This window comes from Actinosynnema sp. NPDC050436, assembly GCF_040655415.1.
Taxonomy (GTDB): domain Bacteria; phylum Actinomycetota; class Actinomycetes; order Mycobacteriales; family Pseudonocardiaceae; genus Actinosynnema.
On the sequence record NZ_JBFAJV010000003.1, the window covers coordinates 408,007 to 429,026 of the forward strand.

Here is a 21,020-nt window from a genome sequence, read left to right on the forward strand (position 1 = left end):
CCTTGTCAGTCGAGGGGGTCGAGGCGTCGGGACAGCGCGGTGCGGGCCCCGTCGGGGTCGCCGCGCAGGCGCAGGCCCAGCGCGGCGGCGGTGAGTGCGGCGGCCAGGGCGGTGGTGGTGCCGAGCGCGTCGGCGACCGCCTGGTCGACGGCGGCCAGCGCCGCAGCCACCTCGGCGGCCACCTCCTCGTCGGCCGGTGCCCGGTCGACCGCCGCGAGCAGCAGCAGACCGAGGTCGGCGGACGTGACGAGCCGCAGCGCGGTCTCCGCGTCCGGTGCCGAGGCGAGCGCTCCGGCCAGGGGGCGGACGTCGTCGGCGAGGTGGCGGCGCAGGGCGGCCAGGTAGAGGCCGCGCTTGCTGCCGAACGTCTTGTAGAGGCTGTTGCGGTGCACGCCGAGGTGGGTGACGAGGTCGTCTATGGACACCCCGTCGTACGCGCGGCCACCGAACAGCCCCACGGCGGCGCGCACCACTTCGTCCTCGTCGAACAACCTCCGCCTGCCCATGCCACGACGGTAACCTTTGAGGAACGATCAGTCAAGAACGATCGTTCCTCAAACGGTGCACGTCGCCCCGACGCGGGTCGCGGTGAGGCCCCAGGTGGCGTACGGGAGCGTGACGACGCCGCCCAACCGGTCGACCGCCGCACCCAGGGCGGCCAGCACCTCCGCCAGGTGGTCCGGCGGCAGGCCGGTGAGACCGCCGGACGTCGGCACCAGGTCCAGCAGCTCGTCGCGGCTGTAGGTGCGCTCCCAGTCGTAGCGCCACAGCACGGGCTCGTCGAACTCGCCCGTCTCGCGGATGCCGTCCGCCGCCCTGGCGTACAGCGCCTGGTAGGCGTCCAGGATCGACGTCCCCGACCCGCCGTCGAAGCTCAGCGGCGAGTCCGGCACGACCCGCCGGTACGCCTCGGCCTGGGCCTGCGCCACGGAGGGCGGGAGCTGGTAGACGTGGCCGAACGGGGCCAGCACGCCACCCGGCCGCAGGACCTGCGCGGCCTTGGCCGCGCCCGCGACCGGGTCGACCCAGTGCCAGGCCGTGCCGGAGACGACGGCGTCGAAGGTGCGCCCGGCCGGCTCCCACTCCTCGAACGTCGCCACCTCGACCACGAGGCCGGTGCGCCGCGCGAAGTCGGCCATTCGCGGATCGGGCTCGACGCCGAGCACCGCGCGGCCGGCGGCGCGGAACTGCCGGGCCTCGATGCCCGTCCCGCACCCGACGTCGAGGAAGTCGGGACCGGGACCGGCGGCCACGATCCGGTCGACCACGGCGTCGGGGTACGCGGCCCGGGTCCGGTCGTAGCGCTCGGGGTCGCTCCCGAACGACTCGGCGATGCGGCGGTGCCGGTGCGGTTCCGGCGGGGTGGGCGACGGTAAAGTGGTCATGCGCCCATTCTAGTGGGCAAGCGCCCACTAAGGGCGTCCGCCTAGGGAGAGGGGTGCGCGGTGCCAACAGGTGTGGCGCTGCGGGACCCGCGACAGCAGCTCTTCGACGCCGCCGAGCGGGTCCTCGTCCGGGACGGGGTCACCGGCCTGAACAGCCGGGCGGTCACCGCCGAGGCGGGTGTCGCCAAGGGCGTCCTGCACCGGCACTTCGCCGACTTCGACGCCTTCCTCACCGAACTGGTGCTCGACCGCATCGCCCGGGTCGAGGCCCAGGCCGCCTCCCTGCGGGACGCGGCGGGGACCGGCGACGTCGCCGACACCCTGACCGACGCCCTGATCACCGGCTTCGAGCCGGTCGTGCTCGCGCTCGTGGTGCTCGTCATCGCCCGCGACGAGCTGCGCACCCGGTTGCGCGCGGCGGGCACCGCCCGGCTCCCGCTCGTCGGGGAGAGCGCGGCCATGGTCGCCGGGTACCTGACGGCCGAGCGCGACCTCGGCCGCCTCGCACCCGACGCCGACGTCGACGCGCTCGCGCCCACGGTGATCGGTGCCGCGCACCTGCTGTTCACCGAGCAGGAGGGCGGCCCGCCGGAGTTCGCGGCCGTGCGGAAGGTCGTGACCACGGTCCTCGCCACGGCCCTGCGGTAGCCGGCACCGCACGCGGTCGGCCCGCGTCCCCTCAGCAGTTCACGAAACTCCCGTTGTCGGGCAGGAGGTCGTCGCGCGCCCATCCCCTGATGTTCCGGTCGGGGACCGACAGGTAGGTCCAGGACCGGCCGTCGCCCCCGACGGTGTAGCAGTGGTAGTTCATCAGGTCGCCGACCCGGACGATGGAACCGGGCCGGCACGACGGCGACGGACCGCTGAGCAGCCGCAGTTCGGCCGTCGCCCGCACGAGGGGCCGGCGGTCCGCGTCGGGCGGCCCGCTGGAGCCGCACGAGTAGTGCTGCCCCGCGACCTCGCCGGCGACGGCGGGGGAGAGTGCGAGAGCACCGCTGAGGACGATGAGCACGACCGTTCCGCCCACCACCGCGTTCTTGACCCGACCCATGTCCTGCCCCCCGGTTCGACTCTGCTCCGGACCATCGCAGAGGTCTTCGACAGTGGGGGTGCGCCCCGCCGCCGTCAACGGCCGTCGACCACAGCGGAATCAGCCGGGACGGCGGGTCGGTGTCAGCGGCCGTGTCAGGCGGGGAACAGGGCGGTGACAGGTCGGCCGGGAACGGTGGCCCCATGACGAGTTCAGCGATCGAGACCTCGGGCCTGCGCAAGTCCTACGGCGACAAGACCGTGCTGGCGGGCATCGACCTGGACGTCCGCGAGGGGACGGTGTTCGCCCTGCTCGGCCCGAACGGCGCGGGCAAGACCACCACCGTGGCCGTGCTGACGACGCTGGCCAGGCCCGACGGCGGGGTGGTCCGCGTCGCCGGGCACGACGTCGTGACCGACACCAGAGCGGTGCGCGCGGCGATCGGGGTGACCGGGCAGTTCGCGTCGGTGGACGACCTGCTCACCGGCGAGGAGAACCTGCGCCTGATGACGGACCTGCACCACCTGGGCCGGGGCGCGGGCGGGCGGGTCGTCGCGGAGCTGCTGGAGCGGTTCGACCTGGTGGACGCGGCGCGCAAGCCCGCCGCCACCTACTCCGGCGGGATGCGCCGCAAGCTGGACCTCGCCATGACGCTGGTCGGCAGGCCCCGGATCATCTTCCTGGACGAGCCGACGACGGGCCTGGACCCGCGCAGCCGCCGCGCGGTGTGGGACACCGTCCGCTCGCTGGTGGCCGACGGCACCACCATCTTCCTCACCACCCAGTACCTGGAGGAGGCGGACCAGCTCGCCGACCGGATCGCGGTGCTCGACCAGGGCCGCCTGGTGGCCGAGGGCACCGCCGCCGACCTCAAGCGGCAGGTGCCCGGCAGCCACGTCCGGCTGCGGTTCGCCGACGTCGCGGACCTGGGCGCGGCGGCCCGGCTGTTCGGCGGTTCCACCCGGGACGACGACGCGCTGACGCTGCGCGTCCCCGGCGACGGCGGCGTGCGGTCGGTGCGGGCCCTGCTGGGCCGGCTGGACGAGCACTCGGTCGAGGTCGAGGAGTTCTCCGTGCACACGCCGGACCTCGACGACGTCTTCCTGGCCCTGACGGGGCACCCGAGCACCGAGGAGATCGCGCGATGAGCACCACCGCACCCTGGACCGACGCGGTGATCATGACCCGCCGCAACTTCAAGCACACCGTCCGCAACCCGGTCACGGTGTTCAACGCGATCCTGCTCCCGATCGTGCTGATGCTGATGTTCGTCTACGTCTTCGGCGACGCCTTCAGCGTCGGCGTCGACTACATCGACTACGCCACGCCGGGCCTGGTCCTGATGGCCGTCACCTACGGGCTGAGCGCCACGTCCACCGCCGTGAACTCGGACATGACGAAGGGGGTGATCAACCGGTTCCGGGTCATGGACGTCTCGCGCGGCGCCGTGCTGACCGGTCACGTGGTGGCCACGGTGGCGCGCACCTCGGTCGCCGTGGCCGCCGTCGTCGGGGTGGCGTTCCTGATGGGGTTCAGCCCGGCCGCGACCTTCCCGCAGTGGCTCGCCGCCGCCGGCGTGGTGCTGCTGACGATCTTCGCCACCACGTGGCTGACCATCGCCCTGGGGCTGGCCGCGAAGACCGTGGAGTCGGCCGGGTTCGCCACCGTCCCGCTGATCATGCTGCCGTTCTTCAGCAGCGCGATCGTCCCCGCCGAGAAGATGGGGCCCGGCGTCCGGCAGTTCGCGCAGCACCAGCCGTTCACGCCGATCATCGAGAGCCTGCGCGGGTTCGTCGCCGGCACGCCGGCGACCGGTGCCACGGTCGCCGCCGTCGCCTGGTGCGCCGGCATCGCGGCGGTCGGCTACCTGTGGGCGCGCGCGAGGTTCAGCCGGCGAGCGTGACCTCGGCCAGCTCCCGCCAGTCGGCCGCCGCGCCCTCCCGGGCCGCCTCGGTGAACAGCGCGTCGCCGAGGCGGCTCCGCGCGGCCCGCTCGACCCGGTCGGCGTCCGGCCGGGAGCGGTCGACCAGGCCGAGCACGCCGGCGCCCGCCGCGAGCAGCCGCGCGGCCTGGTCGGGCCGGTCCCGGCGCAGCGCCAGGTCGGCGACCCCGACCAGCACCTGCGCGGTCATCGGCGCGAGCCCCGCCTCGGCCACGGCCCGGACGGCCTCGGCCCGGTGCTCGCGGGCCTCCTCCAGCCCCTCGGCGAGGTAGCCGAGGAAGTCGTGGGTCATCGCCCGGATGTAGGGCTGCCCGGCGTCGCCGCCCATCGTCGCCAGGGCCACGTCGAGCTGCCGGCGGGCCTGCGCGGTGTCGCCGCGCCAGCGGGCCAGCTCGGCCCGGGACAGGGCGAGGTCGGCCAGCGCCTCCGGCCAGGCGACCCGCTCCGCGCACCGCTGGGCGTGCGCCAGCGCCGCCGCGCTCGCGGCCTCGTCGCCCGCCAGCCAGTGCAGCTGGGCCTGCCGGGCCCTCATCCGCAGCACGTCCTCGGTCGCCCCGACCTCGGTGACCACCGAGACCGCCTGCTCGTAGCACTCGCTCGCGGCGGCGAAGTCGCCGCGCATGGCGATCCGGTCGGCCAGCTCGGTCAGGGCGAACGAGGTGCCCCACCGCTCGCCGACCGCGCGGAACTCGGCGAGCGCCCGCCGCAGGTGGTCGTCGGCGTCCGGCCCGCCGTCGCCGTGCATGATCCGCAGCTTGCCGAGCTGGACCAGGGCGACGGCGCGCACCCACGGGTCCTCGGCGGCGAGCAGCGGCTCGAACGCGGCCAGGTACGCGCCCGGCTCGCGCAGCAGGCGTTCCAGCGGGACGACCAGGCCCACCGCCGGGTGCAGCCCCTCGACCCGGAGGCTGATCTCGTGGACCTTGCGGATCCACTCCTGCGCCTGCCGCTCGCCGTTGCCGCGCCCGGAGGTCAGGAACGTGGTGACGAACGTGTACACCATGGCCCGCACGTCGTCGGTGACCTCGCCGGGCACCTCGGTGGCCGCCAGGACCAGCTCACCGCCCTCGACCTTGCGCCCGCCCAGCCACCAGTACCAGCAGGCCGCCGCCGCGAGCCGCATCGCGGCCTGCGCCTCGCCCGCCGCGATCGCGCCGCGCATGGCCGCGCTGATGTTGTCGTGCTCGGCTTGGAGGCGGGCGAGCCACGTGAGCTGGTCGGCGCTGCGCAGGTGCGGTTCGGCGGCCTCGGCGAACCCGGTGAAGTACGCCAGGTGCGCGTGCCGGGCCGCGTCCGCCTCGCCTGCCTCGGCCAGCCGGTCCCCGGCGTACTCCCGGACCGTGCCCAGCATCCGGTAGCGCTGGTCCCCCTCGCCCGGGGTCACCACCAGCGATTTCTCGGTGAGCGCGGTGAGCAGTTCGAGCACCTGCCACGACGGCACGCCGGCACCCGCGCAGACCTGCTCGGCCGCCTCCAGGCTCGCGCCGCCGGAGAACACCGAGAGCCGGCGCAGGACCGCGCGCTCGGCGTCGTCGAGCAGCTCCCAGCTCCAGTCGATCACCGCGCGCAGCGTCCGGTGCCGGGGCAGCGCGATCCGGCTGCCGCCGGTCAGCAGCCGGAACCGGTCGTCCAGCCGGTGCGCGAGCTGGTCCAGGGACATGGTGCGCAGCCGGGCGGCAGCCAGCTCGATGGCCAGCGGCATCCCGTCCAGCGCCCGGCACACCCGCGCCATGGTGGCGAGCACGGCGGCGTCGACCACCAGGTCCCGGCGCACCGCGCCGGCCCGGTCCCGCAGCAGCCGGACGGCCGGCGACGACTCGACCTCGGCCGGGTCGGCGTCCGCGCCGGGCAGCGCCAGCGGCTCGACCAGCCACAGCGCCTCGCCGGTGATCCCGAGCGGTTCCCGGCTCGTCGCCAGGACGCGCAGCCGCCGGCACTCGCCCAGCAGCCGGTGGGCGAACTCCGCCGCCGACCCGATCACGTGCTCGCAGTTGTCCAGCACCAGCAGCGCGTCCCGCTCGCGCAGCGCGGCGACGACCCGGTCGGCCGGCTCCGCGTCCGCCGCCCCGCCGAGCAGCGCGTCCCGCAGGCCGAGGACGGCGAGCGTCGCCTGCGCCACGTCGCCGCCCGCGCCGAGGGGCGCCAGCTCGACCAGCCACGCCCCGTCCGGCAGGTCGTCCAGCAGGGTGCGCGCGGTCTCCGAGGCCAGCCGGGTCTTGCCCGACCCGCCCGGCCCGACCAGGGTGGTCAGCCGGTGCCCGGTGACCAGCTCGCGGACCGAGGCGACGTCGGCGTCCTTGCCGACGTAGCTGGTCAACTCGGCGCGCAGGTTGGTTTTGCGGTCCTCCTCCCGCCGGCCGACCTCGCCCCGCAGCAGCGCGACGTGCAGCGCGGACAGCTCCGGCGACGGGTCGACGCCCAGCGCGTCGGCGAGGGCCTCCCGCGCCTGCTGGTAGACGACCAAGGCCTCGGTGCCGCGCCCGGCCGCCCCGAGCGCGCGCATCAGCGAGGCGACCAGCCGCTCCCGCACCGGGTGCGCGGCCACCAGCGCGGTCAGCTCCGCGACCAGCTCCGCGCCGCGCCCCAGCCGGACCTCCACCTCGAACCGGTCCTCCAGCGCGGCCAGGCGCAGCCCCTCCAGCCGGGCGACCGCCGCGTCGAACGCCTCGCTGTCGGTCAGGCCGACGTCCTGCAGGGCCGCCCCGCGCCACAGGCCCAGGGCCTCGCGCAGCAGGTGCGCCCGCTCCGGCTCGTCCCCGCTGCGGGCCCGGTCCACCAGCCGCTCGAACCGCACGGCGTCCACGGCGTCGGGCGCCACCACCAGCCGGTAGCCGCCCGCCTGGCCGTCCACCACGCCGTCCGGCAGCACCCGGCGCAGCCGGGAGGCCAGCCGTTGCAGGGCGTTCGCCGCGTCCGACGGCGGGTGCTCGCCCCAGATCCAGTCGATCAACGTCGCCTTCTGGACCACCCGGCCGGGCTCCAGGGCGAGGGCGACCAGCAGCGCGCGCAGCCGGGCACCCGGCACACCCGCCTCGACGCCGTCACCCGTCTGGACCTCGAACGGCCCGAGCACCCCGATCTGCACCTCGCCGATTCTGCCCTGGGCGGGGTGCCCGGGAGGCGCGATCCCCCGGATCACCGGCCGTCCCGTGCGCTGCGCCACCTCGCCCACCCCGCTCGTCCGTCCGGGGCACCCGCCGCTCCGCGTTGCTCCACCGGGGTGCTTCTCCGATCGTGCGCTGTTCACCCGCACGTGCTCCGAGCAGGTGCGGAACCACGAGCGCACCCCGAATGCCTCGGTCCGAGAGATGTGAACAGCCGCAAATCGGCGCATACGATCAAGGGATGGCACCCGACGCGGCGCGGCGCAGCGACCGTTCGAGGCGGGCCATCCTCGCCGCCGCCCTGGACCTGGTCGCGACGCTGGGGTACGCGAAGCTGACCATCGAGGCCGTCGCGGCCCGCGCCGGCGTCGGCAAGCAGACCATCTACCGGTGGTGGCCGTCCAAGGGGCCGCTGCTGTTCGACGCGCTCGTGGAGCTCAACGGCACCGGCCGGGCGCTGCGGCCGTTCGGCGAGCTGGGCGACGACCTGAAGGCCGAGCTGCGCGACGCCATCGACGAACTGGTCGAGCCGAGGTTCGACCAGGTGTGCCGGGTGCTCGTGCACGAGGCCCGGACCGACCTCGTCACGCTCCTGCTCACGCCCCGCCGCGTGGTGATGGAGCAGCGGCTCGCCGCCGCGCAGCGGGCCGGGCAGATCCGGGGCGACGTGGACGTGCCGGCCGCCGTCGAACTGCTGCTGGGGCCGGTGTACCAGCGGTGGCTGCTGCGGACCGGGCCGCTGACCGGGACGTTCTCCGACACGGTCGTCGACCTGACGCTCCGGGCGCTGCGCGGCTGACCGTGATCGATAAGCTCCGTCGATCATGGGGTACGCCGTGGTCGACGTGGAGACGACCGGGTTCGCCGCCGGGCGCTCGGACCGGGTCGTGGAGATCGCGGTGGTGTCGCTGGACGACGTCGGCCGCCCGACCGGCGAGTGGTGCACGCTGCTCAACCCGGGCCGGGACCTCGGCCCGCAGCACGTGCACCGGATCAGCGCCGCCGACGTGTGGGACGCGCCGACGTTCGCCCAGGTCGCCGGGACGCTGGCGCGGCGGCTGGCGGGCCGCGTGCTGGTGGCGCACAACCTCGCGTTCGACGCCCGGTTCCTGGCCGCCGAGTTCGGCCGGCTGGGCGTCGACCTCGCCGTGGACGGGCTGTGCACGATGCGGCTCGCGCCGCTGTTCCTGCCCGGTTCGGCTCGCTCCTTGCAGTCCTGCTGCGACGCGGCGGGCGTCGTCCTGGACGACGCGCACTCCGCCCTGCACGACGCCCGCGCCACCGGCCGGCTGTTCGCGCACTACCTGCGCGGCGGTGCCCTGGACGCGCCGACCGTGCCGTGGCCCCGGCTGCCCGGCGACGACGTGGCCGAGGTGCGCCGGGGGCACGCGACCGTCGCCCCGGCCCCCGTCCACGTCCCGCTGCACCCCGGCGACCACGTGGTGTTCACCGGCCAGATGGTCGAGCCGCGCGACGTGTGGATCTCCCGCGCGCACGCCGCCGGCCTGGTCAGCCGGGGGTACGTCACCCGCGCCACCCGGCTGCTGGTGGCGGCCGACCCGTTCACGCTGTCCGGCAAGGCCCGTCGCGCGCGGGCGTACCGGGTGCCGATCGTGTCCGAAGGTGCCTTCCGGTCGATGGTCGGGTCGTTACACGCGTGACCAAAGATCACCGGACCGGGTGGCGTCGGGGCTATTGAAAACGCCGCGACCTGCGGGGAGGCTCTTGACGAACAGCCTCCACCCGGCGGAAGGCACGAGTCCTATGAGCACCGTGCAGACCACTTCTCCCCGTGCCGTGTGGGACGAGCTCGTCTCCGGGCTCCCGTTCGGGGTGCTGCTGCTGGACGGGTCCGGCGCGGTGCTCGCGGGCAACCGGGTGGCGGGCACGATGCTGGGCGTGCCGTGCGCCGCGCTGCCCGGTTTCCGCAGGGCCGAGGCGTGGGACGTCTCGGGAGCCCCGCTGCCGTCGTGCGCCGAGCTGGCCTCGCAGGTGCTGCGCACCGGGGCCCCGCTGGTCATCCCGGTCGTGCTGCCGCACGCCCGGGTGTGGGCCGAGTACCAGCCGCTCGGGCTGCGCGGCCAGGTCCTGCTGGTGCTGCGGCCGGTGCAGGCGGACGTGCCGCACTCGGCGCGGCTGCTCGACGCGCTGACCGGGCTGCCCGGCCGGGCGCTGCTGCTCGACCGGCTGGACCAGGCGCTGACCAGGGCCCGGACCCACGGCACGCTGGCGTCGCTGGTCCTGGTGGACGTGCACCAGCTCGCGGCGGTGAACCGGGAGCACGGGTTCCAGCGCGGTGACGAGCTGCTGTCGGTGATCGCGGGCCGGCTGCGCGAGGGCCTGCGCGAGGACTACACCGTGGCGCGCTACGGCGGCGACGAGTTCGCCGTGGTCGCGGAGCACCCGAACGGCAGCGGCGAGGCGGTCGCGGCCAGGGTGCGCGAGCTGGCCGGGCGGGCGGTGCGGATCGCCGGCCGCCGGGTGCGCCCCGGCGTGCGGGTGTGCTGGGCGACCAGCGACGGCGACGCGCCCACCCACGCCGTGGTCACCCACGTCGAGGAACGCCTCCGGCGCTGACCGGGCCCGGCCGGACCGTCGCCGACCCGCTCCGTCCGGGGCCGGTGCCGACCGCCCCGGACAGGGCCGAGCCCCCGGCACCGGTGGGTGCCAGGGGCTCGGTCGCGGGAAGGTGGGTGTCGATCAGATCCTGGGCAGGATCGCGGTGTCCTCCAGCATGTCGAACACGGCCTGCGCGTCCAGCCCGGCCAGGGCCGGCGAGTAGGCGCGCTCCGGGGCCAGCGGGTTCGGCACGCCGACCCCGTTCACCCGGTTGACCTGCGGCTTCGTCACCGACAGCGGGGGCAGGTCCGGCGTGATCTGGCGCGGCTGGGCGACGCCGGGCAGCGGCAGCACGATCGGCAGGCCGGCGGGCAGGGCCGGCAGCGGCGCGGGCAGCCGGCGCGGTCCCCGGGCACCGAGCCGGGGCAGGGTCGGCAGCCCGGCGGTGGCACCCGCCTGGTCGCCGACCAGCGGCAGCGTGCCGGAGAACGAGCGCTCCTCGACCAGCGACGGCACCGGCACACCACGCTTGAGCTGCGGCATCTCGGTGGTCGCGGCCAGGTGGAAGAGCTGGTCGACCGCGGCGTTCGCGAACTCGCGGGCACCCGCGCGCTCCAGCCGGTCCAGGCGCTTGATGCCGTCGCGGCCCTGGAGGCGGGCCAGGCCCTCGTCCACGCGCTCCAGGCCGTGCGCGCGGTCCAGCCGGCCCAGGCCGTCACGGCCCTGGACGCGGCCCAGGCCCTCGGGGCCCTGCACGGCGTCGAGGTGCGGCGTGGCGTCCACGCGGCCCAGGCCGTCCTTGCCGCGCAGGTGGTCGACACCGGCCTGCACGCGGCCCAGCCCCTCCGGGCCCTGGAGCGCCTCCAGGTTCCGGTTGACGGTGGTGGTCACCCGGCGCAGGCCGCGCACGTCGACCAGCGAGGAGACGTCCGGCACCTCGCCGAGGCGGGGCTGACCGGCCAGGTCCGGGACGACGGGCAGCGCGGGCAGCGCGAACTCCGGCACCGCGAACTCGGTGGTCATGGCCTCGGGCGTGGCGAACTGCGGCGAGGGCGGCGCGTCGAACCCGGCCGGGTCGGGCAGCCGGTCCAGCGGCAGCCGGCCGAGCGGGAGCTGGTCCAGCGGCAACCGGTCCAGCGGGAGGTCGGCCGGCAGCTTCGGGAGCTGGACGGTCTCGGTCACCGAGGCCACGTCCGGCAGACCCGCGACGTCGCCCAGGCCGGGCAGCGGCGGCACCGCGCTGCGCGCCCCCGGCAGGACCGGCACCGGCAGCCCGGCCAGCTCGCCCGGGTCGGGCAGTTGGCCCACCGGCAGCCCCCGGACGTCGACGCCCTGCTCGACGCCGCGCAGGTCGTCCAGCCGGGGCAGCACGACCGTGTCGGTCAGGCCGGCCTGGCCGACCAGGGCCGCCGGGTCGCCCAGCAGGGCCGGGTCCACCAGCCGGGCCGGGTCCACCAGGTCGCGGGCGACGCCCAGGTCGGACAGCCGGTCCAGGCTGCCGAACGAGCGCAGGCGGTCCAGGCTGCCCAACGTCGGCACGTCGGTCGACGCCATCAGGCTGTCGATGCTCTTGGGCAGGTCGATGCCCTGCAGCTCGGCGGCGCGGGCGGCCTCCTCGGCGGTGTCCTCGCCGGTCAGCTGCGCCAGGCGCTCGATCGCGGCGGCCGTCGCGGCGTCCACCACGTCCAGCGGCACGTCGTGGATCGTCGGCACGGGCCCGTCCGGGACCACCGAGGCGAGCGGGGTGCCCGCCAGGGCCTCCCCGGCGACGGCGGTCGGGACCGCCGCGTCGGGCACCGGGGCGGACCGGCCGGTCGCCTCGTCCGCCGCCGGCTGGAGCGGCACGACCTGCCGGGACACCTGCGGCACCACCTGCTGCGGCACCTGCTGGGCCTCGACCTGCTCCGCCTCGACCTGCTGGGCGACCTGCTCGGACCCGACCTGCCGGGGCACGAGGGAGTCACCGGTGGGCAGGCTGCGCCCGCCCGCCGTGCTGTGCCCGTCCGTCGTGACGACCGTGCCGCCGGCGGACGACCGGGACTGGTTCTCCGCGAAGCCGGTGCCGGCCGCCGGACCCGCCTCGGCGTGGTCGGGGGCGTCGGACAGCGCGAGCAGGTCGCGCGCGGCCCTCGCCTGACCGCCGCCGTGGCCCACCCGGGAGCCGTTCGCCGGAGCGCCGGCCGCCTGGCCGCCGTGCACCCGGCCGCCGTCCAGCGGGGTGCCGGCTGCCTGAGTACCGAGTCCCTGAGGGCCGGGTGCCTGCGTGCCGAGTGCCTGGGTGCCGGCTGCCTGCCTGGCGGGGCCGTACGGGGCGAACTCGCCGGCCAGGTCCGAGGCGCCCCTGCCGAGCAGCGCGGCGGTCTCGCCGGACACCGCGCCCGGGGTCGTCGTCACGGTCTCGAAGATGTTGCCCACCACTGGGCCGAGCGGCCCGGCCTGCGCCAGCGGGTTGCCGGTCGCGCCGAGCGGACCGCCGAGGGGGTTGCCGGTCGCACCCAGGGGGTTGCCGATCGCGCCGAGCGGGGTGCCCGGTGCCTGGCGGGCACGCGGCCTGGGCCGCTGGTGACCGGGGCCGGAGGTCTGCCGGTGCTTGAAGGCCGGGTTGTTGCGGGGGTCGAGTGCCGGGTGGTCCTGGCGGTTGAACGTCGCCGGCGCGGCGACCGCGTTGCCGGGTGCCGGGTGGGTGTTCCGCGTGGCGGGACCGCCGGAATCGATCACCTTGTCTCCGGAGTTGTGTCCGGACGCGCCACCCGTGGCACCGAGGCCCTTGGCGAGCTGCTCGACGGGCGTGCCCGCCGCGAGCTGCTCGACGTCGCCGGGGACCGCGCCGTCGTGGCCGGTGGCACCGATGCGACCGCCGGTGAGGGAATCAACGTAGTTCTCGCAGTCGGTCGCGGAGAGGTCGCCGTCGGCGACGTCCTCACCGCACACCTCCACCGTGCCCGCCGGGGGCAGGTGCAGGTCGTGACCGGTCAGCGTGGCCGGGGCCTTGTCGACCAGCGCCTCGGGGGAGGCGACGTCGAAGGCCGGTGTGTCGAAGGCCGGGGCTTCCGGCGGGAGAGCGTCCAAGGTCGCGCCGTCCAAGGTCGGGGCGTCTAGCGCCTGGGCGTCTAGCGCCTGCGGGTCGAGCGCTTGCGGGTCGAGCGAGTGGGTGTCGAGTGCTCGCGGGTCCAGTGCTCGCGGGGCCGGTGACTGCGGGTCGAGGGATCGGCTCGTCGGTGCAGCGGGGTTCGCCGCGCCGCCACCGGACACCGGCAGGGTCACCGGGAGGGTGGCCGGGCGGCCGGGCGAGGTCGCGCCGGCGGAGGCGGCCTGCGCCTCGCCGGCGGCGGGCGTGCCCGCGTCGGTCGTCGGGGTGGTGCCGCCCGCGTCGGTCGGTGCCTGCTCGTCGCCCTCGCCGGAGGGCGGGTCGTCCGGCGTGCCGAGGGCGTCGGGCGCCAGGGCGGAGGCCCTGGTCAGCGGGAGGACGTGGCCGGCAACCGAGTCCGGCGTGCGACCGCTGCCCGCCAGCGCGCGGCCGGACGCCGGGACGGCGTCGGACTGGCGGGGCAGCGGGCGCTGGAGTGCCTGGGCCGCCACCTCGCCGTGCTGGGGGAGCGTGAAGTCGGCGGCCTGGGCGCGCAGCCGGGCCACGGTCTCCTGGACGGTCTCGCCGGGCACGGCCACGCCGGTCGAGGGGGTGTCGAGCTGGCCCGTGTCGGGCGTGGTGAAGTCGCGGCCCGCGATCGCGCCGGCCAGCTGCATCGCGGGGACCTTCTTGCCGCTGGGCTCGCACGTGCCGACCGACGCGGCGTCGCCGGCCGGGGTGAACGCGCCGCCGCAGAGCCGGGCGGGCGGGGCGACGTCGACGCCGGCCCGGTGGCCCCGGGTGAGCGGCGCGGCGTCCAGCGAGCCTGCCCGGTGCTGGGCGTTGCGCACCAGCGGGTTGGTCGGGGCCTGCTCGATGCCCCGGGCACCGGCGGTCCGGTCGACCTCCGGCGCGGGGGTGCCCGCCGGCGTGCCCAGGTTGTTGTCGTCGACCTTCAGCGGCAGCTCCAGCAGCGCGTCCAGCGGCGACGGCGGAGCGTCCGGGTTGACGTTCTCCTGGGCTGAAGCGATGCCCGTACCGAGCATCAGCAAACCACCCGTGACAAGTGCGGATTGGATACCGCGCTTGGCCCAGGTTTGCATGGATTCTCCTTCTGCCGATGTCCCTTGCGGGAGGTGAAGGGTGGTCGGACGCGTTTCGCCGCGTCAGCAGGCGACCACCCGGATCTGGGGGGTGGTGGCGCGGCTGGTCGACCGTTGTTCCAGGCGTGCGCGAACTACCCGCGCGACGGTCGACTACCGGGACGACCGGAGGGCCGTCGCGGACCGCGCGCGGAGATCAGTCAGGGGTGATGCCGGGCGACTTGCCGGGCATCACGGTGTTCCGCTCGGTGGCGGGCAGCAGTGCCCGCGCCACGGCGGAATCGATGGTGTCGGCGGACTCGGCCGTGAAGGGGCCGCTGTTGCCGCCTGCGGAACCGGAGCCGTCGCCGCCGCACGAGCAGTGCGCCGGCACCCCGAGTGGCGGCGCGAACGGGACGAGCGGCAGCCCGGCCGGGTCTCCCGGCAGGGAGTACTGCTGCGCTGCGCCGGACAGCTCGCCGAGCGGCTGTGCCGGTGCGGACGCCCAGGTCTCGCTGAACCTGTCGAACGCCCCCCGCACCACCGGGGTGCCGACGGAGGTCGGCACGGCGGTGGCGGCGGGGGTGGACTCGACGCGCCGGCCCTCGGTCTCCACCGGGCGGCCCGCGAGGGCCCCGGTGCGGACCGGCTCGGCCGGCGCGGTCAGGTGCGGCTCAAGCCGGACGCCCACCTGGTCGAACGTGTCGCGGAGGCCGTCCGCGACCTGGACCAGGTCGGGTGGTGCCGCCTCGCCCGCCCGCCGGGCGAGCAGCGAGGCGTCGAGGTCCCGCGCGATCTCGCCGACCGGTGCGAGGACCTCGGGCACGGGTCGGTCCGGCACGACCTGCGTGACGGCGGCGACCACGTCGTCGGGATCGGCCACCTGTGCGGAGGCCGGTGCGGTGGACAGCGCCCAGGCGGCGGCCGTGCCGGCCAGCGTGCCGCCGGCGACGAGCAGGGCACGGGAGAGCAGGCGCTTGACGCGACCCACCCCCGACCCCGTTCGACCGGCCGACGACGACACTGGCTACCTCCGCTGGAACGCCTTGGGTTCGTCGGCACGGGTGATCGAGCTGATCAAGCCGACGCCGACGAGCGTGCCAGCAGGCGAGGGCGGCTCGCACCCCCTCGCCCCAGGGTTCCCCGGATCGTGTGATCGACACAGCGTGTTGTCGGGCATCACTCTGCGTATCCAGACCTGGTCAGGGTCCCCGTGCCACCGGCACCGCGCCCGCCCGGCAGTCGACCAGACCCTCGCCGGCACCCGTTCCGCCGTCGGTCAGAGCCTCTTCAGCACCCGCGCCGCGCCCGCCGCCGCCGTCGAAGCGAGGATCCAGCCGACCGCGATCAACGAACTCGCCAGCCACTGCGAGGCGCCGGTGAACTTCCACTTGCCGTCCTGGCCCAGGTCCACGATCGGGATCAGCAGGTCCATCGACAGCAGCCACGGGTTCCAGGTGGGCGACTCGTCGTCGTTCAGCTTCGGCATCTCGTGGCCGAGGAACCACAGCGTCCCCACCACCCAGAACGCCGCCAGCCACGCGATCGCCAGCCACGGCCGGTAGCCGTAGCCCACCGTCCAGCGCTGGAGGAAGCCCCACACCCGCCCCGCCCGCCCGAGTTCGGAGTAGCGCCGGTGCTGCTTCTCCAACTGGACGTGCTGCGCGAGTTCCTCCTCGCCACCGTCGCTGTAGACGTTCGCCAACTGCTCATAAGGCCCCGGTGCGAAATCCGGCTGCACCTCACGCAGCCACCGCAACCGCGTCCGCACGTCCACGGGCGGCGAGGACGAGATCGAGCCGAACGTGAAGTCCTCCACGTCCACACCACCGGTCGCCGCCCACAGTCCCGGCCCGTCGTGCACCGCCGTCGCGCTCACCCGCCGCAGCACCACCCGGCCGACCGGGATGGTGTCCTCCGACAAGCGCAGCACGAACTGCTGGACGGCCAGCCCGTACGCGTTCAGCGCGATGTCGGAACCGGGACCGCCCAACCGCGCCCCGGTGAACGTCGCCATCTTGCCGACCTCGGCCAACCTGATCCGCACCCCGCCGGCGGCGGCGAACCCGTGGCTGCACAACAGGTCCTTGCCGATCGTGGCGACCCGCGCGTCCAGCGACGGCTTCACCGTCCCGTCCGGGCGCAGGCGCGGGGCCAGCAGCATCGCGCCCGAGCAGTCGAGGGTGGAGCCGATCTCCGCGTTCTGGAGCCGCAGCGACCCCTTCGCCCGCAGGTCGCGCAAGAACAAGGTGCCGCCCACGCGCAGCCGGTCGGCGAACAGGACGTCTATGCCCGGCCCGTGCAGTTGGACGCCCGACAGGCTGGCGCTGCCCCCTACGTGCGCGTCGACGAGCCGCACCTGCCCATAGGCGCGCAACGCCGACTCGCGCGCACCGTCGCCGATGAACCCCCCGTTGACCGCGCCCCGGGCTTCGAGGTCGCCGCGCACCTGGATGCCGTCCGCGTGCAGCGCCACCGGGATGCGGTCCACGACCTCGCGGGCCTCCAGCTCGTCCACCACTTCCTGCCGGCCGATGGCCGCCCCGGACAGCCGCAGGTAGCCGCCGATCTCGGCGTTGGGCAGCCGGACCGTGCCGCCGGCGGTGAACCCGTCGTCCAGCTCGACGTTGCCCTCCACCCGGACGCGGTCGGCGACCAGCGCGGCGGACTCGTCGGCGGTGCCGCGCGGGATCACCAGGACGGGCCGGTCGACCACGCTCGCGCGCAGCCGCGCGCCGGAGAACACCACGTTGCCGCCGACCCGCGCGCCGTCGAGCAGGACCCGGCCCTCGGCGGTGAACCGGCCGCCCTCGGCGTCGCAGAACAGGTTGCCCGCGATGGTGACGCCGGAGCCGTCGAGCGCGTTCTGCCCGGGGTCGACCAGCCGCGCGCCGCCCAGGTGCACCGAGCCGCCGATGTTCGCGCCGCGCAGCCGCACCTCGCCGTCCGCGCGCAGCGCGATGGCCTGCAACGAGCCGGACAGCCGGATGCGCGCGGCCAGCAGCGCGTGGTCGCCCTTGCCCCGCAGCACCGCGCCGGCCAGCCGGAGGGTGCCGTCGACCGTCGCGTCGGTGAGGTCCACCACGCCGTCGCTGGTGAAACCGGCCTCCAGCACCAGGTCGCTGCCGATGCGGAGGTTGCGCCCCCACAGGCCGGGCACCTTGCAGCCGCGCATCCGCAGCCCGACCAGGCGGGCCACCCGCAGGTCCGGCGGCTGCTCGAAGGTGCAGTCCAGGAAGTCCACGACGTGCTCGACCCGGGCCCCTTCGAGCGCGAACAGGCCGACCACGTGCGCCCCGACCAGCCGCAGCGCCGCGCCGGGGATCTCCTGCACCAGCAGCGCCGACAGCACCTCGCCGCGCACCACCCGGTCGCGCCGGGGCGCCTTGGCGTCGAACCGGAGCCGCCGCCCGGTGGCGAAGGCGGCGCGGACCATCTCCTCGGCGTCGGTCACGGGCCGATCCGATCATCCCGGGGACGTCCGTGACCAGCGTTCCGGGCAAGTCACAGCGCTGTTGGCCGGTTGTTCGGCCTCCCGCGGGCTGCGAGCGGGTTACGGTGGCCCTTGTGACGGGGAGCGAGTCGGAGATCAGTGCGCGGGTGCCCAGGCTGCTGAGGATCAGCGCCGCCTTGAGCTGGCGGTTCGTCGCGGTCGCCATTGCGCTGTACGTGGTCGGCATGGTGGTCGGGTACCTGACCACGATCGTCATCCCGGCGGGGATCGCGCTGCTGCTCGCGGCGCTGCTCTCACCCGCCGTGGCGCAGCTCGTGCGGGTCGGCGTGCCCAGGGGCCTGGCCACCGGGCTGGTGCTGATCGGGGGCATCGCCGTGGTGGGCGGGGTGCTGACCTTCGTCATCACCGAGTTCTCCAACGGCCTGCCGGAGTTGCAGAAGCAGGTCAACGCGAGCCTGGACACCATCCGGGGCTGGCTGCACGACGACCTGCACCTGAGCGACCTCCAGCTCCAGCAGTACCTGGACAAGGCGCTCCAGACGCTCAAGGACAACCAGGCCCAGATCACCTCCAGCGCCCTGACCACGGCGGCGACCGTCGGCGAGCTGCTCACCGGGCTGATCCTCGCGCTGTTCACGCTGATCTTCTTCCTGCACGACGGCGACGGCATCTGGCGGTTCCTGATCCGCGCGGTGCCGACGGACGTGCGCGACCGGGCGGACGTGGCGGGCCGGCGCGGGTTCGCGTCGCTGGTGTCCTACGTGCGGGCGACCGCGCTGGTGGCGGTGGTCGACGCGGTGGGCGTCGGCATCGGCCTGTGGATCGTGGGCGTGCCGCTGGTCGTGCCGCTGTCCGCGCTGGTGTTCCTGGGCGCGTTCATCCCGATCATCGGCGCGGTGATCACCGGCGCGGTGTCGGTGCTGGTGGCGCTGGTCGCGGTGGGCCCGGTGGCGGCGCTGGTCGTGCTGGCCATCCTGATCGGCGTGATGCAGCTGGAGAGCCACGTGCTCCAGCCGCTGCTGCTGGGCCGCGCGGTGAAGCTGCACCCGCTGGCCGTGGTGCTGGCGATCACGGCCGGCCTGGTGGTCGGCGGTATCGCCGGGGCCCTGCTGTCCGTGCCGCTGCTGGCCGTGCTGAACTCGGGCATCCGGTCGCTGCTGTCGGACTCGGACAAGGCGGTCGCGCCCAAGAGCGTGGACGTGCTGGAACCCCAGGAGAGCGGCCCGCCGGACACCGGCGGCAAGCGGGTGGACGAACTGGGCGACGACTAGGGGCGGGCAACGCGCCAGCCGGCCGGTGGTCGTCGGTGATCGGGTGACGGGTTGCCGTGCGGCTGCGCGGGGTCCTGTCGGAGGGCCGGACCGGGCAGTCCTCGGCGGTGGTCCCGACCGATCGCGCGTCGACGGGGCGGGAGCCCCCGGCCCAGCCGGCGACCGGCTGTTCCCGGACGTGTGAGCACTTGCCGGGGCAGTCGAAGCCGAGGGGGGCTCATGAACGACGAGCGGTTCACCAGGAGTCACGTGATCACGTTGGTGATCACGTCGTTGATCGGTGTCGGGTTCGGTGCCGGGTGGTGGTTCTCCGGCGTGGCCTCGGTGAGCGGCGGCTCGACCGCGTGGGCGGTGGCGGGCGTCGTGATCACCCTGGGGCTCACCGGGTGGGTGTTCCGCTTCGGCCGCTCCGGCGGCGGGCTGCCCCCGGGCGGTGGTCGGTCGGACAGCCCGTTCGGCACGGGGTACGGCATCGCGGTGCTGGTCATGCTGGTCGGGATCTTCGCGGGCTCGCGGGTGCTGGCGTCGTTCGACCTCACCGAGGCGACCCCCGCGTGGGTGCTGTTCGTCGTCGGCGCGCACTTCGCGCTGTTCGCCAAGCTCTTCGGCTCCACCCGGTACGTGCTGCTGGCCGCCCTGCTCTGCGGGACGGCCGCGCTCGCCGTGCTGCTCGGGGCGACCGACCTGGAGTGGGCGTGGCGACTGGTGCCCGGGTTCGGCGGCGCGGTGGTGCTGTGGGGGACCGTCGTGGCGGGTTTGCGCGACGGGCGGCAGCAGGTGGCGCGCGCGGCGGCCGACGCCGGCTAGGCCATCTCCACCAGGTTGCGGCCGTAGCCCTTCGCGGCCAGGAGGGCGGCGTCGGCGGCCACCAGGAGGTTGGGCAGCTCGTAGCCGAAGCGCTGGGTGGTCGCCACGCCGATGCTCACGGTCAGGCCGGTGAGCAGGTGCTCGCGGCCGTCCGTGCCGACCGTGGTCACGGCCAGGTCGGCGACCGCGTGCCGGACGCGCTGCGCCACGGAGCGGGCGATCGCGGGTTCGGCGTCGGGCAGCAGGACCACGAACTCCTCACCGCCGAACCGGCCGACCAGGTCGCCCCGGCGGACCGTGCCGGACAGCAGCACGGCGACCGCGCTGAGCGCCGCGTCGCCGGCCAGGTGCCCGATCCGGTCGTTGACCCGCTTGAAGTGGTCCAGGTCGAGCAGCATGACGGCCATCGGCCGGTTGCGGGACCGGGCCTTGGACAGCTCGTAGCGGGCGCGGCCGTCCCAGTGCACGGCGTTGGCCAGGCCGGTCTTCGCGTCGCGCTGGGCGGACCTGCGCCACTGCGGCAGCTGGGCCGCGCGCTCCAGCAGGGCCATCGGCGCGGCGGCCAGCAGGGCGTGCACGGGGGTGGTGGTGGCAACCAGGCCCATCAGGCCGCCGATGCTCACCGCGACGATCCCCAACACGGCGTCGATCGGCTCGCCGACGACCTCTTCGGCGGTGGCGTGCGGGCTGCGCAGCTTCAGGCCGAGCGAGACCAGCGCCGCGCGCACCACCAGCAGCGCGGTCGCGCCGAGCACCATCACCGGCAGGGCGCGGGCCGGTTCGGCCCAGCCGACCAGGTACCGGGTGCCGAACACGGCGAGGGCGGTCGCGGACAGCGTGAACAGCCAGCGGTGCGACTCGGGGCGCTGCGTCAGCACGCCGTGCAGGGCAGGCCCGAACAGCAGCAGCACCAGCAGGTTCGGCGGCAGCGCGATCACGCCGGCGGTGAGGTAGCAGAGGTGCGCGGCCCACGGGTTGCGCTCCGACTCGCCCATCCGGTGGTTGTAGATCGAACTGCCGATGATCACCGCCCCGGCGGTGGCCGCGACCGCGCCGAACCGGACCACCTCGGCCGACCCCGGAGTCGGGGAGGACGCGATCACGTGCACGACCACCGCGAGGGCGAGGGCGTCGACGAGCAGCCAGTAGGCCAGGGCGGAGCGCTTCAGCGTCCACAGTGGCCACGCTCGCACGCTCAGCCCACCCCCCGGCGTCACAGGAGTCGAATGGCGCAGTCCCCCGAGAAGTCACACCCAGCAGTGCTGGCCAGCCTCCCACAGCCGACCCACCCGGAACAGACGGCCACCTGGGGGTTAGCC

General features: G+C 75.1%; 16 protein-coding genes. 8 read left to right on the plus strand and 8 right to left on the minus strand.

The window, feature by feature from the left end; translation table 11 throughout:
• Window positions 1-5: 5 nt before the first annotated feature.
• Together AB0I60_RS10375 and AB0I60_RS10380 are read right to left on the minus strand one after the other, a co-directional pair.
• On the minus strand, window positions 6-506 hold the full coding sequence (locus AB0I60_RS10375; RefSeq protein ID WP_360727484.1) for a helix-turn-helix domain-containing protein: 501 nt from the start codon (window positions 504-506) through the stop codon (window positions 6-8).
• A gap of 48 nt (window positions 507-554) precedes the next feature.
• On the minus strand, window positions 555-1,385 hold the full coding sequence (locus AB0I60_RS10380; RefSeq protein ID WP_360727485.1) for a class I SAM-dependent methyltransferase: 831 nt from the start codon (window positions 1,383-1,385) through the stop codon (window positions 555-557).
• A gap of 60 nt (window positions 1,386-1,445) precedes the next feature.
• Between AB0I60_RS10380 and AB0I60_RS10385 the strand changes: the two genes are divergently transcribed.
• Entirely contained in the window at window positions 1,446-2,033 is a 588-nt protein-coding gene (locus AB0I60_RS10385) for a TetR family transcriptional regulator (RefSeq protein WP_360727487.1), read from the plus strand.
• A 31-nt stretch (window positions 2,034-2,064) separates the two neighbouring features.
• Here AB0I60_RS10385 and AB0I60_RS10390 read toward each other — a convergent pair whose 3' ends face one another.
• A complete protein-coding gene (locus AB0I60_RS10390; RefSeq protein ID WP_360727489.1) occupies window positions 2,065-2,436 on the minus strand; it encodes a hypothetical protein in 372 nt (123 codons plus the stop codon).
• 182 nt (window positions 2,437-2,618) lie between these two features.
• On the opposite strand from AB0I60_RS10390, the gene AB0I60_RS10395 reads away from it, so the two are divergent.
• The gene (locus tag AB0I60_RS10395; RefSeq protein ID WP_360727491.1) at window positions 2,619-3,563 is read left to right on the plus strand and encodes an ATP-binding cassette domain-containing protein; all 945 of its coding nucleotides are present in this window, start codon (window positions 2,619-2,621) and stop codon (window positions 3,561-3,563) included.
• Window positions 3,560-4,318 (plus strand): ABC transporter permease, encoded by a 759-nt coding sequence (locus AB0I60_RS10400; RefSeq protein ID WP_360727492.1) that lies wholly within the window; start codon window positions 3,560-3,562, stop codon window positions 4,316-4,318. Before AB0I60_RS10395 ends, AB0I60_RS10400 begins: the two co-directional genes overlap by 4 nt.
• On the opposite strand, the gene AB0I60_RS10405 is transcribed toward AB0I60_RS10400, so the two are convergent.
• A complete protein-coding gene (locus AB0I60_RS10405; RefSeq protein WP_360728530.1) occupies window positions 4,302-7,442 on the minus strand; it encodes a BTAD domain-containing putative transcriptional regulator in 3,141 nt (1,046 codons plus the stop codon). The genes AB0I60_RS10400 and AB0I60_RS10405 overlap by 17 nt on opposite strands.
• 260 nt (window positions 7,443-7,702) lie before the next feature.
• Between AB0I60_RS10405 and AB0I60_RS10410 the strand changes: the two genes are divergently transcribed.
• The 3 genes from AB0I60_RS10410 (at window position 7,703) to AB0I60_RS10420 (ending at window position 10,038) form a co-directional block, all read left to right on the plus strand.
• Window positions 7,703-8,260 carry a TetR/AcrR family transcriptional regulator gene (locus tag AB0I60_RS10410; RefSeq protein WP_360727494.1) on the plus strand — a complete coding sequence of 186 codons (558 nt, stop codon included), beginning with the start codon at window positions 7,703-7,705 and terminating at the stop codon, window positions 8,258-8,260.
• A gap of 25 nt (window positions 8,261-8,285) precedes the next feature.
• On the plus strand, window positions 8,286-9,122 hold the full coding sequence (locus AB0I60_RS10415; RefSeq protein ID WP_360727496.1) for an exonuclease domain-containing protein: 837 nt from the start codon (window positions 8,286-8,288) through the stop codon (window positions 9,120-9,122).
• Window positions 9,123-9,225: 103 nt separating this feature from the next.
• Window positions 9,226-10,038: a GGDEF domain-containing protein gene (locus tag AB0I60_RS10420; RefSeq protein WP_360727497.1), complete on the plus strand. Its 813-nt coding sequence runs from the start codon at window positions 9,226-9,228 to the stop codon at window positions 10,036-10,038.
• Window positions 10,039-10,161: 123 nt separating this feature from the next.
• On the opposite strand, the gene AB0I60_RS10425 is transcribed toward AB0I60_RS10420, so the two are convergent.
• From AB0I60_RS10425 to AB0I60_RS10435, 3 genes are all read right to left on the minus strand, one after another.
• Window positions 10,162-14,133 carry a hypothetical protein gene (locus tag AB0I60_RS10425; RefSeq protein ID WP_360727499.1) on the minus strand — a complete coding sequence of 1,324 codons (3,972 nt, stop codon included), beginning with the start codon at window positions 14,131-14,133 and terminating at the stop codon, window positions 10,162-10,164.
• A 253-nt stretch (window positions 14,134-14,386) separates the two neighbouring features.
• On the minus strand, window positions 14,387-15,160 hold the full coding sequence (locus AB0I60_RS10430; protein WP_360727501.1) for a hypothetical protein: 774 nt from the start codon (window positions 15,158-15,160) through the stop codon (window positions 14,387-14,389).
• A 288-nt stretch (window positions 15,161-15,448) separates the two neighbouring features.
• Window positions 15,449-17,623: a hypothetical protein gene (locus tag AB0I60_RS10435; RefSeq protein ID WP_360727503.1), complete on the minus strand. Its 2,175-nt coding sequence runs from the start codon at window positions 17,621-17,623 to the stop codon at window positions 15,449-15,451.
• A 113-nt stretch (window positions 17,624-17,736) separates the two neighbouring features.
• Here AB0I60_RS10435 and AB0I60_RS10440 point away from each other — a divergent pair, with 113 nt between their 5' ends.
• Together AB0I60_RS10440 and AB0I60_RS10445 are read left to right on the plus strand one after the other, a co-directional pair.
• A complete protein-coding gene (locus tag AB0I60_RS10440) occupies window positions 17,737-18,894 on the plus strand; it encodes an AI-2E family transporter (RefSeq protein ID WP_360727505.1) in 1,158 nt (385 codons plus the stop codon).
• Window positions 18,895-19,113: 219 nt separating this feature from the next.
• Entirely contained in the window at window positions 19,114-19,701 is a 588-nt protein-coding gene (locus AB0I60_RS10445; RefSeq protein WP_360727506.1) for a hypothetical protein, read from the plus strand.
• Here AB0I60_RS10445 and AB0I60_RS10450 read toward each other — a convergent pair.
• Entirely contained in the window at window positions 19,698-20,894 is a 1,197-nt protein-coding gene (locus tag AB0I60_RS10450) for a GGDEF domain-containing protein (RefSeq protein ID WP_360727508.1), read from the minus strand. The two genes, AB0I60_RS10445 and AB0I60_RS10450, sit on opposite strands and share 4 nt — an antisense overlap.
• Window positions 20,895-21,020 lie beyond the last annotated feature (126 nt).

Coding starts and splice junctions, on each gene's coding strand:
- AB0I60_RS10375 (WP_360727484.1), bottom strand. CDS start 506: ATGGGCAGGCGGAGGTTGTTCGACGAGGACGAAGTGGTGCGCGCCGCC.
- AB0I60_RS10380 (WP_360727485.1), bottom strand. CDS start 1,385: ATGACCACTTTACCGTCGCCCACCCCGCCGGAACCGCACCGGCACCGC.
- AB0I60_RS10390 (WP_360727489.1), bottom strand. CDS start 2,436: ATGGGTCGGGTCAAGAACGCGGTGGTGGGCGGAACGGTCGTGCTCATC.
- AB0I60_RS10395 (WP_360727491.1), top strand. CDS start 2,619: ATGACGAGTTCAGCGATCGAGACCTCGGGCCTGCGCAAGTCCTACGGC.
- AB0I60_RS10400 (WP_360727492.1), top strand. CDS start 3,560: ATGAGCACCACCGCACCCTGGACCGACGCGGTGATCATGACCCGCCGC.
- AB0I60_RS10410 (WP_360727494.1), top strand. CDS start 7,703: ATGGCACCCGACGCGGCGCGGCGCAGCGACCGTTCGAGGCGGGCCATC.
- AB0I60_RS10415 (WP_360727496.1), top strand. CDS start 8,286: ATGGGGTACGCCGTGGTCGACGTGGAGACGACCGGGTTCGCCGCCGGG.
- AB0I60_RS10420 (WP_360727497.1), top strand. CDS start 9,226: ATGAGCACCGTGCAGACCACTTCTCCCCGTGCCGTGTGGGACGAGCTC.
- AB0I60_RS10425 (WP_360727499.1), bottom strand. CDS start 14,133: ATGCTCGGTACGGGCATCGCTTCAGCCCAGGAGAACGTCAACCCGGAC.
- AB0I60_RS10445 (WP_360727506.1), top strand. CDS start 19,114: ATGAACGACGAGCGGTTCACCAGGAGTCACGTGATCACGTTGGTGATC.